The sequence below is a fragment of the Undibacterium sp. Di26W genome (assembly GCF_049340265.1).
Taxonomy (GTDB): Bacteria; Pseudomonadota; Gammaproteobacteria; order Burkholderiales; family Burkholderiaceae_D; genus Undibacterium.
In genome coordinates this window covers 512,329-525,897 of record NZ_JBMPOR010000001.1, presented here as the reverse complement: position 1 = coordinate 525,897, position 13,569 = coordinate 512,329, and the positions used below count along the sequence as shown (strand labels likewise).

Below are 13,569 nucleotides of genomic sequence, written 5' to 3'. Positions count from 1 at the left end.
GGAAATAACTCAGGCAGCAAATGAAAATGCCCTGTGGTGAATGTGTAATTCACCACAGGGCACTACAGCTGGGCTGTTATCAAGGTTTGCCGAGCGTTACCTTGATAGGGTGTTGCATTCTTTCTGCCGTTTCTTTGACATAGGCTTGCCATTTTTCATCGCTATTGTAAGGGCTGGCTTTGTCCCAGGCAGCGCCTACATAATAGCGTAATGGTTTGTCGGATGAAACTGTCGCCAGGATGAGGTGATTCAGGTTGTCTTCGGCATAGCCTTCAGCATTCGGCAATATGATGGCAGTACCGATAGAGCCGTTGCTGGCCTGGTCCACCCATTGCGTCAGTGATGGATTCGACTGGTTTTTAGCCAGCTTGATGACGGGATTCTGGCCTTTGTCGGTCGGTGTCTTGTTCAAACCCAATGCGACTTTCAACTGCGCAGGCCCGGCGAAGGTGAAGGTGCTTTCTATCTGGTCGAAATAATGACCGGCATCGACGGTGAAGCGTTTGACTTCGGATACCTTGACACCTGCCGCATCCCAGTTGCTGTAGGCCAGCTCAAATACCGTGCGTACCGGGCCATTGGCGATGACTTTCCAGGTGGCGTAGTTGGCGCTGGTGTACAGGGTCTGGCCATCCCAGATGCCGGTCCCGCCGCAGCCGCGTGATCTGCCGACGTTGTACATGTCCATGCCTTCACCTTCATCCTTATGGTAATGGTCATGGCCTTTGTTGTACCAGCGATCGACGATGGAATACGGTACGCGCTTGAACCAGATGTCCAGCCCGCTGCTACGCAAGACTTCTTTATTGCTGCCTGGAGGGGCTGGTGCTTCCAGCGCCGGTCCATAGGTACGGTGACCGATTTTGTCATTTTCCCAGGCGAAGTCATCCAGCCTTTCGGGGATGTAGCGTCCATACGCTTTGGATTCAAATACCGGCACCAGGGTGTCGATTTTTTCTACGCTGAACACGGCCTGTTTTTCACCGGGGGCAAAGTCATATTGGAAAATCAGTTCGCCATAAGCGATGCCTTCTCCCTTGGGGTCTTTCGACAAGGGGGCGATATTGGTGACCTGATGTGCCAGTACTTTACCCTTGGCATCTTTGACCGCTATTCGCTGTATCAACGCACCGGGCAAGGCTTTGTTGACTTCTGACCAGGGCAGAGTGATGGTTTCTGACGGGCGCGCTGCATTCAGGTCGTGGCTGACCTGTATCGTCAGTTTGTCGGCAGCGCTGGCCAGGCCAGCAGCAAGCAGGGCAAGTGGAATGGCAAGAAGACGCAGAGTCTGTTTCATAGATAGGGATTCCATGGTGTGTTTACGCAAGATTATGGATGTTCACGATAATCCGTTTTGCTGTTGCCAGCAGGCAGATAATGGTACGTGCGCACCTTGTGCTGAATTTCAATAGATGGATTTTTCAATAATTTGATCATTTCAGCGCCAGCCAGCAACATCGGGCCGTAACCATGCAGGGCATCCACACTGGTAGGGCGGTTATAGTAATAGACTTGATCGCTGGCGAAGGTCGTGCCTACGCAAGTACCTTCGACCTGGCCTTTGGCATTGATGCGGGTGGATAGTGCATTCCAGCCAGCCTGGGCGATGGAGCCATAGGTGGCCGGGCTGACCCAGCCCTGATTGATGGCGTGGGCAAATACATACACGAACATGGCGCTGGCAGAGGTTTCAAGATAAGAGTCATTGCGGTCCAGCATCTGATGCCACAGACCCTGGCCAGACTGCAATTCTGCAACGCCATTCAGGGTGGCCCGCAATTGCGCCAGCACCTTGGGATAACCAGGGTGATCTTTAGGCAGCACATCCAGCAGGTCAGACATGGTCAGCACTGCCCAGCCATTGGCACGTGCCCAGTAAAAACGCGGCGCATCGGGGTTGTTGGCATTCCAGCCGTGGGTGTAGATGCCGGCTTGCTTGTTGAACATATAGGCAGACATTTGCAAGACATTTTTGACAGAGTCATCAAAATACGCGCTGTCTCGGGTCAGGTGCCCAATTTCAGCCAATGGCATAACACCCATGTACATATCATCAGACCACAAGGAAGACGCTTGTGGGCGTTTTCTGGCCAGGGTGCCATCATCCAGCCGGTACTGCTGCTTGGAAACGAAATTGCTGCACACCTTGATCATATTGCTGAGGTCTGGCCCGATATGGGCAAAACGCGCCCTGATCAGCGCCGCACACATGGAACCGCTGTCATCCAGCGAGCGTGGGTCGAGGAAGCGGGCAAAGCTGTTCGCGCGTTCCAGGTGAAACTTTTTTTCCTGCGCATCAAAGTAAGGCATGGTTTTCGAGAAAAACTGCAAATGGCGTTCGGTCATTGCAGTAAACGTCTTGTCGCCAGTGACTTCAGCGGCCTTGATCAAGCCGGCATGCACCACGCCCATTTCATACACCAGGATACCAAAATCGCCCTTGGCAGGCTCAATAATGGCATCGGCAACGGGAGGCTTGCTGAAGTCTGTCACTTCTGCGCCGTTACTTTTTTGTATCACACGGGTAGGCGTGACTGATTCCATATAGGCGCGCACACGATGCAAGGCTTCGGTAATTTCAGCCACATTCGGTTTCTGGTAAGGCACTGGATAAGTCCCTTCACCTACATCTTTTAAATCTTTATTGTCCCTGTTACGGTAGGGGCCTTCTGCATAGGCTGTACCTGACAAGACCAGGGAAGTGATGACAGCTTGAATAAGAATGGAATTAATTTTCATATGGATTGAACATGAGTAAAGTTGTTGAGCGATTTTTTGTTTTTTTATTGGGTTTATGTAGGTGTCTATCCCCTGGAAAATGTACGGGTAACGCGTTCCAGGTGGTCACGCATGGCTTTCATTGCAGCAGCCGGGTCATGACAGGCGATGGCATTGGCGATATTTCTGTGGTCTGTCAGGGTTTCCTGGCGTAATTCTTCGGTGTGGTAGTGGCTTTTCAATCTGTGCCAGAGGCCGTTACGCTGTGACCATAAATACTCAACGGTGCCGAGCAAGGCACTGTCGCCGGTGGCGCGTGCTATCGCCATATGAAAATTTCTGTCGGCCTGTTCATTGCTGGAAAGATTATCGTGATTTCTCTCCATTTCAAGTACGGCGTCAAAAATGGCATCGATGGCCTGATCGCTTGCCTTGCGCGCAGCGATGGCGGCGACTTCGGATTCAATCAGTCGCCTCGCCGCCAGCACTTCAAACGGACCAGGTCCGAATTCAGGCGTTGATGGGGCTTGACTGTCAGGGGTTTTGACATACACACCAGAACCACTACGCACTTCGATCACGCCACTTAGTTCGAGCGCTATCAGTGCTTCGCGCAGGGAAGAGCGGCTGACCTTCAATTTGGGTGCTAAATCACGCTCTGAAGGCAGGCGCTCGCCAGCCGGGATGTTTTCATCCCGGATAAATTCTTCTATTTTGTGCGCCACGATACGATAGAGTCTGGGCTCATGTGTGATGGTGGTGTCTCCATGTACAAGTATTTTCTTCATTCTTTGATGAGATACCTGAATTTTGTATTTTTAATTGGCCAGACCATTCTAAATTGGCCTGTCCAATAATGCAATGTGGACTAGCCAATTATTATTTGATTATGGGATAATTCCTGACCGTAGCGCGGCCAGCGGGGCATGCCGCGCCCGTAAAGGAGCGACAATGGAAGGAGTGGAGCTTGAAATTAATTCTGGTCATGTTTTATGCCGCTATGCTGCTGATGGCGTGTACGACCACGGGCAAGCCCGCATCTGCCGAGAATGCCTATACGGCTGCATCCACCTATCAAAAGCTGATCGCAACTTATCCTTTTATACGCATCGCCAGCCAGACAGCACCTGTGTCTGTCAAGGTAATCAAGGATATTCCCTATGTCAGCTATGGCGACAGGAAGGTGCAACTGGACTTGTTCATGCCGGCCCAGGCATCGGCGAAGGCCTTGCCCGGTATCGTACTGGTGCATGGTGGTGGCTGGCGTTCCGGCTCCAGGGAAAATCTGGCGGCCATGGCGATACGTCTGGCCGGGCGCGGCTACGTCGCGGCGGCCATCAGTTACCGCTTGTCGGCAGAGGCGCCATACCCCGCCGCGATACATGATGTGAAGGCAGCAATACGCTGGATGCGTTCCCATGCAGCCGACTACCATATCGATCCTGCGCATATGGCCGTTGCCGGCGGTTCGGCAGGCGGGCAAATTGCTGCATTGGTGGGGGTTACCAATGATATGCCACAGTTTGATTCACAGGCACAAGGCAGCCAGATATCCAGTGCCGTGCAGGCGATCATCAATATTGACGGCTTGTCTGACTTTACGTCAGAGCAGGCACGTCGTTATGAAGATGACCCTGCCAAGAAGCCATCATCAGCCGGTGCCTGGTTTGGCGGCACCTATGCCGAGAAAACGGCGTTATGGAAAGAAGCGTCACCGCTAAGCCATGTCGGCAAGAATACGCCTCCTATCCTGTTTATCGGCAGCGCGCAGAAACGTTTCAGCCTTGGGCGGGATGAGATGGTGCAGCAGATGAATGCACTAGGTATTCCGACGCGGGTAGTGCTGATACCAGATACACCGCATAGTTTCTGGTTGTTTGATCCCTGGCTGGGACCGACAGTGGATGCAATGAGCGAGTTTTTGGAGTGGGAATTTGGCTTTTCACCATGAGGGCTTGATTTAAGAACTCGGATATGAGAGCACAACTGGGGCACAGTTTTCTGTCGGGCCTACCTAGCCTGGAGATCAATCTTTTTCAGCTTTAGCCAGTTGACGAATGCATCAGGGTCTCTGGGGGTAATAAACATCTTTCTATCCCACCACCAGCCGAGCTTGGTTTTAATCAAAAAGCTACGTGCGCGTTTATGTTGCCTGGAGGTGTCCAGATTTTGCGCATCTTTGGATTTCGCGCCGACTTCGGCAACGGATTTAATGTTTTCTACGCTTAGCGAATGGCATTTCCACACGCCAAACAGCACAAAACGAATAGCTTGCGCGTCAAGAATCAGGTCGAAAAGCCAGGAAAACAAGTCGGTAGGTTGTTTCATTCCAGTATCCCAAAAGTATCGGTTGCCGCATGGAAAACTGGACTTTAGCATACCTTGCTATTGCAGGCATCTTTTTCAGACCTTGTTTGGCGCGCTACTTGTTGAGCATTTTTTCATAAAAGGTACTGTGATGATGGCCTTTTAGAACCTGATTGCGATCTTACTGCGCAGCGCATGAGCCCCGATCACGCCCGCGCAGTAAGATCGTAAACAGGTTCTTATGTCGTTGGAGCCTGTCCATCCGCGACGATACCCATGTCCTGCATATTTTGCGGCGTATAGCCGGCATGGAGCAATGCGTGATTGAGTTCCTGGCGCAGGTGGTGCAGGGCGTGTTCGGTTTGTAGCACCGTCAAACCCAGTTCCGTAAGCACCTTGACACGCAGTACTGGTGCACCAGTGGCTTTGTCCCAATGCAGCAGGTTGTGATTTTCATTGGCATCGACGTCAAGGTTGTACAGTTCCCACTGGGTGTTGGTGTGATTTTTCGGCTCCCAGTAACGTACCAGTTTCCAGGGTTTCTCAAAATATGATTGTACGTGGTTGGGCTGCACTACCGGGCCGGGTGCTGTCAGTGGTCGTTTTTCTGTCGGCTGGCCGTCGGGGCCGGTCAGGCGTTCTGTGATATCCACATACCATTGGTATTTATCGGGCAGGTAATTGGTGTCCAGCGGTGCGGTGATGTTGTCGTCGGACACAAACAGCACGCCTTTGCGTTCTGTGTCGTGTACTGTGCCGCGTATGACGGGGGCCAGGTCTTCGCCGGCCAGGGGCTTGACATCATGGCCCTGGATGAATTTGGCCAGTGCTTGTCTATCGTTTTTGTCAAACCCTGCCAGGCCCAGCAAAGTAGGCACCCAGTCGACATGGGTGGTGTGGCATTGCACGGTGCGCATGGTTTTATCGCCATTTACCAATGGCGAAGAAATGATGGCGGGGATATGTATGCTTTCCTGATATGCACCATACCATTTTTCTATCTGGCCACCGTGGGCACCGGCCAACTCGCCATGGTCAGAGGTAAAGACGACGATGGTGTTTTGATCGAGACCAGATTCATACAGGCGCTCAAGTATGGTGCTGACTTCGATATTCACCAGGTATTGCAGATACAAATAAAACGCCAGGTAGTTGCGATACCAGTCTTCGGCATTGCTTTGCATCTTGAAGGGATAAGGGGAAGGGATGACGGCATGCTGGCCGCGCAAGGTGGTCAGCGCCAGTTGGAATTTATAGGAATAGTCGTACTGGCAATCTGGCTTGCTGGACAAGTCACCGCGCCAACTGGCAGGCAGTTTGACTTCACCCAGTTTGAAGCCGCCTGGGTTCAGCGGCACACAATAGGTTGCCTTGAATTGATTGGGGGCCTTGCCATAGGTTGGTGGCAGGCTCATTGTGCCCTTTACAGGGGCACCGTAAGGCGCAATGATTTCACCCAGTGTGGGTGGTGTGGTCGCTGATTCTACTTCTGGCTGCCAAGGGAAAGGATAAGCACCAATATCATGTGGATTCACGAAGGAAGCCACTGCCAGCCATGGCCGCAACTTGAAGCTGGCATTGGTGGGATTGTTGCTGTTAATGATATTCGCTTCCACGCCCAGGGCTTTGCGACGCAGGAAAGTGTTGACCAGGTCAGTGTAACTTGTGTCGCGATATACACCCAGATTGGGCGTGCCAAAACGCTGGTCAGACGGAATCGAATATTCCCAGTCGCTAAATCCCCAGTTTTCAAGACTGCCGGTAGGCGGGTTGGATAAATCCCAGCGGCCAAAATAATGTGTCTCGTAACCCGCTGCACGGAACCAGTCTCCCATGGTCGGTACACCGTCTTGCGGCAACCAGGGGAAGGCAGGATCGGTATCCACCTTGAACATGCCTTCGGTCTGGGTCACGCCACTATGCGCACTGTATTGCCCGGTCATGATAGTTGCACGACCAGGCACGCAGGCAACGCTGGAGCAGCTATGGTTTTGCAGTGACACGCCGTTTTCACGCAGCTTGACGAAGCCAGGGAACAGTTCGGCATAAGGATTGCCTTCCAGGTCACCTTCTTCAAAGCGCAAAATCTGGTATAGCGGGTCCAGCGGATCTGCCGGGTAGTGCGGCGGATAACGCATCTGATCGACCATGATGAAGAGGATATTCGGTCTGCTGGATGGTGTGTCTGTGCTCATGATGACCTTTCGCTGGTTACAGGATTGCGCTATTGATTCCAAGAGCATTTGTCTTTGAAGGGGAGGGCAAATGATGGATTGATGCTGAAGCGCTTATTGCGCTTAAATTATCTTATTGATAATAATAGCTGCACTTGCTAAAAAAGCAAAGATTAAATGACCGCGAGCCAGCATTTTTTGTAGAAGCTGGATAGGAAACGAGAATGTCGCCCTGTATAGACCGCGTGTGCGGGATAGGCAAGAAGAATAAGCAGGGGAAAAACACCCTGACAATGTAGTCAGGGTGGCGGTGAGGGAGTTTTACTTAAGCTTAACCGCGCGAGAAGGTACGCGTGACCCTGTCAAGATGGGCACGCATGGCTTGTCGTGCGGCAACGGCATTGTGCGAAGCGATGGCTTCCAGGATATTGCGGTGGTCTATCAAGGTTTGCTGGCGCAATTCCTCGGTCTGGAAATGTTCTTTGAGCTTGTGCCACAAGGTGCCACGCTGATTCCACAGGTATTCCACCACGCCTATCAAGGCGCTATTGCCGGTAGCACGCGCAATAGCCAGGTGGAAATTGCGATCAGCCATTTCATTGCTATTGCGATTGTCGTGGTTGTTTTCCATCTCGATAACGGTCCGCAAGATGGCGTCGATTGCCGAATCCGTTGCCATTTTGGCGGCGATCGCTGCAATTTCTGATTCGATCAGACGGCGTGCAGACAAGACTTCAAATGGACCTGGCCCGACCGGTTCTGCGGGGACTTCCTGGCTGGTTTGTTCACATACGTAAACGCCAGAACCACCCCTGACTTCGACGATACCACCCAACTCCAGTGCGATCAGGGCTTCTCTCAGGGAGGTACGGCTGACGCTCAGTTTGTTGGCCAGTTCACGTTCTGGTGGCAGCCGTTCTCCTGCGCCTATGTTTTCTTCACGGATAAGTTCTTGAATCCGGCTTGATACGACCCTGTATAGACGTGGTTCGGTAATAGTCGCTTCTTGAGGAGCAGGATTTTTTTTCATTGAGAGAATTCGATTAATGCAATATAAAGCAGGCGAAACCGCCAACTCCCAATCTTAGTTTGATCTGTCCATTGTGGCAAGTTGGGATAGGTAAATTTTTTTTCAATAGGTGTTACTGAACATGTCAGATTTGATAGCTAATCTGTGAGAAATGGAAATTTGCACCAATTTGGCCTATTCTTAGGCACGAGCTCTCACTTTCTTTCTGATCTGTCTGTATACAAATTCTGCCAGGGCAACATTTTCCATGCCTATGCCCACGGCCTTACATAAAATAATCTGGCTATCGCTTTGCCTGACTGCTGTCGCTGATGCCAGCAAGTTGGTCAGTTGTCGTCGTAATCATGGCTGGCCGCGTAACTATGTCCCTGAACCTTGCTGACGTCTTGTTGGCGTGACTGGTGGACTGTAACAATTGAAAACAGAGTGCCTTCCGCTTGCGCGACGACCATGGCTGCGTTGCAAATGCTCGCGATAGTTCACTATCGCTGTGCATAAGTGTTAACCTTGCCTTGCCCTGATCGCCGGGCAAGCGTCTTTCACTTCTGTTTCAACTGTGACAGTCCACTAGTTTCATTCATTTTTTCGATCGGTAAAGGGTCGATTGCAATCTACCCTTTACCGTGTCTGAGCGCTAAGAGGTTTCTCGCGGCTTTTTCTTTTGCTGATTGATTCTCTCTCGCTGCGGCAATTCACGTTGAGACTGGATATACAGGTAACCGCCAATAGTGCCGAGGACAATCACCGCCAGAGCAATGATGAACGGCAGATTACCTTGTGATAAGCCGGTCCAGGCCGGATCGTAGAATAGCAACAGGGTGAAGATGATCAATGGAGGTAGCAGCACGAAAATCATCATCCACAAGAAATACCGGCGGATGAAGTTTTGTATATTGCAGTATTTAAAATACAGGAAAGCCAGTACCGCAATTGCAATCAGCCAGCAGTTCATCAAGATGATGAGTGTCCAGCGGTATTCGCAGACTTCACGAGCAATCAGTGAGGGCAGATGGCTTTCTGTACCCGGCATTTTAAAATTGTCCAGCAGGCAGATCAAGACTTGCTGCGAATCCATACAGGATTGCGGTTTGGTCGGAGCTGGCTTGGCCAGATTGGCGACCGGCAGTGGCCAGAAACCCATACCGCCAAAATTGTAATTCATATAGGCGATATCAGCCTCCAACTGCTGCCAGTTGCGGTTGTCGAATTGCACGACAGGTACGACGCCTTGCAAAAATTCTACCCGTTCTGCACCGCTGATGCTGCTTTCCACATCGATATCATGCCGCAGCAGTTTCTTGGCATCGGTACTGGGTTCATCCAGCAAAATCAGGAAGTAGGTTTTCAGGTCCCGATTGTATTCTTCCTTGTTGCCATGTATTTCTCTTTCCACTTTGCGCAATCTGATTAAATTTGCCATGCTAAAAGCACTGTCCGGATTAGCAAGTTCTGGTCTGGACAAGAGAATATTGATAGCAACCCTGTCACCCGACATGCTATGTCTGAGATACCCATAAAATTCGTTGAATAACCGGGTGGATTCAGCATCTCTTGGATAATCCTGGAAATAGATGGTGACGCCATCGCCGCGTTTCGGCGTTCTGCTGAAACCCAGGCTCAGGTATGGCATAGCCTTGGAAAATTTATCCGTTAAAGGCGTATGCAAGAGGTTGATAATATTGTTTGCCAGCCTGCGGAAAATCGCTTGTTTGCTTTCGGCCGGATATTTGCTCCATTCATCCCAGTCACTTTTTTGTACAACCCAGTCAACCTTGGAATTGTAATTGCGGGCTGTTTGAATGAATTCATTCGGTGCGGCTGAACCATCATCAATGGTGAATTGTCCACTTTTGGCAATATCATTACTTTGTTTGAGTTCACCCAGGTTATCCATGCTGAGAGCATGGTAAGCAATACGGCTCAGCATGCTGAAATTCATTGTCTGTTCTTTACCCTGATTTATCCAGAAGGGGTAAAAGCCATAGACCACGCCTGTTACGTGATCCAGTGCGCAACCGCATTTGCCGCCATTCCATTTAATCGGCAAGCCGGAATTGGGATAGTTTTTCCTTGCGGTTGAGTCAACGACGTTTGCCAGATAGCTGTCAAAGATCTTTGCGACGGCATCGATGGTGCTTTTGTACTCTTCCATTGTGCAAGTGTTCTGACGCGCACGGAGTTTGGTCAGCATGTCAAATGTGGTCGTCAGATTCAGTTGTGCACTACCTTTAATGAGACTGATTTCAAGTTTGCTCAAATTGTCTTTGAGCAAGGCCAGTTCATCATCACTGATGCGGATGCTGACGACATATTGATTGTCTTGCGGTAGATTCTTTTTGCAGGCGCCGATGGAGTACAGGATTTTTGCGCGTGCTGCGCTATTAAACAGATTGACATCAGGATACTGGACGTCTTGAATTTCCTTCAACATTTTCACGATACCAGTGGGTACGCTGGCATTGTAGATGTCGCCTTTTAGATCATTTGTCAAATTGACCAAAGATTGTGCATTCAATTGCACACCATCGAGCACTTCGGCTTGTTTGCTCAGTTTGGAAAATGCCGCTGCTATATCTTCTGGTGGAAAATCTTTCAGGACGTCATTTACATTCAATTCCAACTCTGATTTGTCCAGAAAGTAATTGTCATTGAGCTTGGCCAGGGCCTTCAGGATAGCGTCATCGACATTCTGGGTTTTCAACGCAGCGAGTTTGCTGGCATTGACCTGGTAACCAGGGACATCGACTATCTGTTTTTCTATCAATGGCCACAGATGCTGAAATAACTGTGCACGGTTGCCCAGTGCCTGGTTGACGGCAGCTTTCAGGGCTTCTACTGAATCAAACTCTTTGTCTTTCAACGCTGTTAACGCAAGAATGACCTGATCCTTGCCCCCCAGTATGCCGAGATCATCTGCAGTCAGGGAGTAGATGTATACGGTCAGCGGTTCGCGAACGTCGTTGGTGCTGCTGCTTGTTTTAGTTTTTGTTTTCTTCCTGGACAGATAGCGCTTTACCAATGCCAGCAACTCGGCATCACTGCCTTGTCGCCTGACCTGGAAATCTTGCCCGCGTTGTGGTTCGGGTTCAAGATTATCCCAGCTTTCAAAATCCGGACTGATCAGGATGCCTGTTTCAGTCGGATATTTCTTGGCAAATTCAGCGAGCCGTGTGACTGCTGGCGGCAAACGGGTTCCCAGGCTTTCATCCAGGGGGATTTTAAAATTGAAGCACATGCGTTGCAGCCACGCCGCTGTAATCGGCCCCAGTATGCCGTCATTGAGTGGCTGCTTGGGCAAGGCATAGTCATGCTTCCAGTCCGCCAGCGGGTAATACACCAATCCCATTTGTTGCTGCATTTGCAGCACAACGTCATGGCTCAGGTTCCTGAAATTGGAGATGCGCCAGATACGGTCATAATCCCCAAAAACCGGCGAGGTAATCGATGTCAGTATTGGTGTCTTTGCAGGCTTTGATGATGAAGTAGCCAGTGGCACTGGTGGCGGGGCGGTCATCGATGCCGGTGCCGCCACAATGACGGATGAGGTGCTGGCGGGCGCTGATGCGACCACCGGTGGAATGACAGCAGGTGTGTATATGGGTTTCGCTGGCTTTTTAGCGGCAGTCATCCGGGTCTTTTCTGCATAGCCTGGCATGCTGGCGCTAGCCGGTGCATAAGCAGGGATGGGGGCCGGAGAAGCTGCAGGAGTTGCAGAAGCCAGGGGAGCCACAGCAGGAGTTGCCGCAGTGGCAGGTGCCTGGCGCGGGGCGGGGGCCGGGGTGAGACCCAAGCTGTTGCTGGTACTGGCTGCACTGGCACTGGCTGCGCTGGTATTGACTGTACTTGCGGCTGCACTCGCTGGTGCCGGGTCAGCAGCCCAGGCCTGGCTATCGAAAATAATACCGCAAGCGATCAGCAGGCAACTTAACGGCAATAAACTGGCGCGATGCGAGTTTCGCTTCATGATGGTAATCATAGTGTTTTTCCATCCTTCATTAATTCTTTTCCAATACCGGCAATCAGATCGTCTTGTACGATGGTTTCGCGTTCCATTCTCACCGCACGTATGGCCGCGTAACGCGCCACGTTGAGCAGGGCACCGCCAGACAATTCATATTTTTCGGCCAGCCGTTTGAAATCAACATCCGGGCCCAGGCTATCAGCCTGTGAAAACAATCCCCGCCAGAGACGTTCGCGCTGGGTGGGGTCAGGCATGGCGAAGTAGACTTCACTCTGAAAACGACGTGCAAAAGCCTGGTCTATATTCGCTTTCAAATTGGTCGCCAGCAGTACCACGCCCGGAAAATCTTCCACCCTTTGCAAGAGATAGGAAATCTCTTGATTGGCATGACGGTCGTTGGAGCTGCTGGTTTGTGTACGTTTGCCAAAAAGCGCATCTGCTTCATCAAAAAACAATATCCATTTCTTGTTTTGCGCCTGGTCAAATACACTGGCCAGGTTTTTTTCGGTTTCACCTATATACTTTGAAACGATCATGGACAGGTCTATGCGATACACGTCTGCCCCCACCGCCGCACCTATCAGGCAGGCTGTCAGGGTCTTGCCGGTACCGGGTGGGCCATAAAACAGACTGCGGTAACCCGGCTTGACGGTTTTTTCCAAACCCCAGCGTTGCAGGATCAACTGTGGATGCCTTAACCAGGTCACGATGTTTTCTACTTCTTCCATCACTTCGGGGTTTAACACCAGGTCACTCCAGGACAACTTGGTGTGCATCAACTTGGCCGGGAAATTGGCGCTGAAATCCGGTTTGTGAACTTCACCGCTGCTCAGTCTTTGCAGATATTCATTTCCCAACATGAAGGAAGAACCAAAAAACGGCTCGCCGTTGGCACCGTGTTCCAGCCGCAAGATACCCTGCTGCAGGAAGAAATGGTCTTCCTGGAACAGGTGTGCGACGATAAAGCGCTGCTCCAGATCATTACCGGCCAGAATAAAGGCTGCGGTTTCGCAGGTCGGTAAAAAACCGCCGTGAATTTTTCCACGCCAGCCACCAATTTCACTGTAGGCACGCCCGGTTTGCGCATTTTGCAACATGAAAATATCCAGGGCCTGAGGGCGGCAATGAGGCAAGAAAGCCAAAAGAAAAATAAGTCTTTCCTCAAAGCCCATTTGATATTGCAAGACCAGTTCTGCATAAGGACCATCATCAGCTTGCAAAGCTGGCGTGGGACATAATTCTTGCAAAGCACGTGTTTCATCGCCGTCGCTGAAATAGCTACGGAAGCGCATATCGCAAACCTGGGTAAACCAGGCTATCTCTCGCTCCAGGCATGCTGCATTGTTGTTCATATGTCTGTCTGTCATTTCCGCAAATTG

The 13,569-nt window shown here is 50.9% G+C and carries 10 protein-coding genes; 1 reads left to right on the top strand and 9 read right to left on the bottom strand.

Features of this window, described 5'->3' with window-relative positions:
* Positions 1 to 79: 79 nt before the first annotated feature.
* The 3 genes from ACO0LM_RS02145 to ACO0LM_RS02135 all read right to left on the bottom strand — a co-directional run bounded on the left by ACO0LM_RS02145 (position 80) and on the right by ACO0LM_RS02135 (position 3,506).
* A complete protein-coding gene (locus ACO0LM_RS02145) occupies positions 80 to 1,297 on the bottom strand; it encodes a DUF4861 family protein (protein ID WP_423033868.1) in 1,218 nt (405 codons plus the stop codon).
* Positions 1,298 to 1,329: 32 nt separating this feature from the next.
* Positions 1,330 to 2,739, bottom strand: a complete 1,410-nt coding sequence (locus ACO0LM_RS02140) for a glycoside hydrolase family 88/105 protein (protein ID WP_423033866.1) — start codon at positions 2,737 to 2,739, stop codon at positions 1,330 to 1,332.
* Between the two features lie 65 nt (positions 2,740 to 2,804).
* Positions 2,805 to 3,506, bottom strand: coding sequence for a FadR/GntR family transcriptional regulator (locus ACO0LM_RS02135; protein WP_423033864.1), 702 nt, complete (start codon positions 3,504 to 3,506; stop codon positions 2,805 to 2,807).
* A gap of 179 nt (positions 3,507 to 3,685) precedes the next feature.
* On the opposite strand from ACO0LM_RS02135, the gene ACO0LM_RS02130 reads away from it, so the two are divergent.
* A complete protein-coding gene (locus ACO0LM_RS02130; RefSeq protein WP_423033862.1) occupies positions 3,686 to 4,669 on the top strand; it encodes an alpha/beta hydrolase fold domain-containing protein in 984 nt (327 codons plus the stop codon).
* Between the two features lie 59 nt (positions 4,670 to 4,728).
* Here the strand turns inward: ACO0LM_RS02130 and ACO0LM_RS02125 are convergent, their stop codons facing one another.
* From ACO0LM_RS02125 to ACO0LM_RS02100, 6 genes are all read right to left on the bottom strand, one after another.
* Complete coding sequence (locus ACO0LM_RS02125; protein WP_423033860.1) at positions 4,729 to 5,046, bottom strand: hypothetical protein; 318 nt, start codon at positions 5,044 to 5,046, stop codon at positions 4,729 to 4,731.
* A 218-nt stretch (positions 5,047 to 5,264) separates the two neighbouring features.
* A complete protein-coding gene (locus tag ACO0LM_RS02120) occupies positions 5,265 to 7,220 on the bottom strand; it encodes a sulfatase-like hydrolase/transferase (RefSeq protein ID WP_423033858.1) in 1,956 nt (651 codons plus the stop codon).
* Positions 7,221 to 7,530: 310 nt separating this feature from the next.
* Positions 7,531 to 8,229, bottom strand: a complete 699-nt coding sequence (locus ACO0LM_RS02115) for a FadR/GntR family transcriptional regulator (RefSeq protein ID WP_423033856.1) — start codon at positions 8,227 to 8,229, stop codon at positions 7,531 to 7,533.
* Positions 8,230 to 8,863: 634 nt separating this feature from the next.
* A complete protein-coding gene (locus ACO0LM_RS02110; protein WP_423033854.1) occupies positions 8,864 to 12,193 on the bottom strand; it encodes a hypothetical protein in 3,330 nt (1,109 codons plus the stop codon).
* A gap of 8 nt (positions 12,194 to 12,201) precedes the next feature.
* Entirely contained in the window at positions 12,202 to 13,482 is a 1,281-nt protein-coding gene (locus ACO0LM_RS02105; RefSeq protein ID WP_423034000.1) for an ATP-binding protein, read from the bottom strand.
* Positions 13,469 to 13,567, bottom strand: a complete 99-nt coding sequence (locus tag ACO0LM_RS02100; RefSeq protein ID WP_423033998.1) for a hypothetical protein — start codon at positions 13,565 to 13,567, stop codon at positions 13,469 to 13,471. Before ACO0LM_RS02100 ends, ACO0LM_RS02105 begins: the two co-directional genes overlap by 14 nt.
* Positions 13,568 to 13,569 lie beyond the last annotated feature (2 nt).

Excerpts from the sequence above, each read along its gene's own strand:
- ACO0LM_RS02140 (WP_423033866.1), bottom strand. The coding sequence starts at position 2,739 with ATGAAAATTAATTCCATTCTTATTCAAGCTGTCATCACTTCCCTGGTC.
- ACO0LM_RS02115 (WP_423033856.1), bottom strand. The coding sequence starts at position 8,229 with ATGAAAAAAAATCCTGCTCCTCAAGAAGCGACTATTACCGAACCACGT.
- ACO0LM_RS02135 (WP_423033864.1), bottom strand. The coding sequence starts at position 3,506 with ATGAAGAAAATACTTGTACATGGAGACACCACCATCACACATGAGCCC.
- ACO0LM_RS02110 (WP_423033854.1), bottom strand. The coding sequence starts at position 12,193 with ATGAAGCGAAACTCGCATCGCGCCAGTTTATTGCCGTTAAGTTGCCTG.
- ACO0LM_RS02145 (WP_423033868.1), bottom strand. The coding sequence starts at position 1,297 with ATGAAACAGACTCTGCGTCTTCTTGCCATTCCACTTGCCCTGCTTGCT.
- ACO0LM_RS02125 (WP_423033860.1), bottom strand. The coding sequence starts at position 5,046 with ATGAAACAACCTACCGACTTGTTTTCCTGGCTTTTCGACCTGATTCTT.
- ACO0LM_RS02105 (WP_423034000.1), bottom strand. The coding sequence starts at position 13,482 with ATGCGCTTCCGTAGCTATTTCAGCGACGGCGATGAAACACGTGCTTTG.
- ACO0LM_RS02120 (WP_423033858.1), bottom strand. The coding sequence starts at position 7,220 with ATGAGCACAGACACACCATCCAGCAGACCGAATATCCTCTTCATCATG.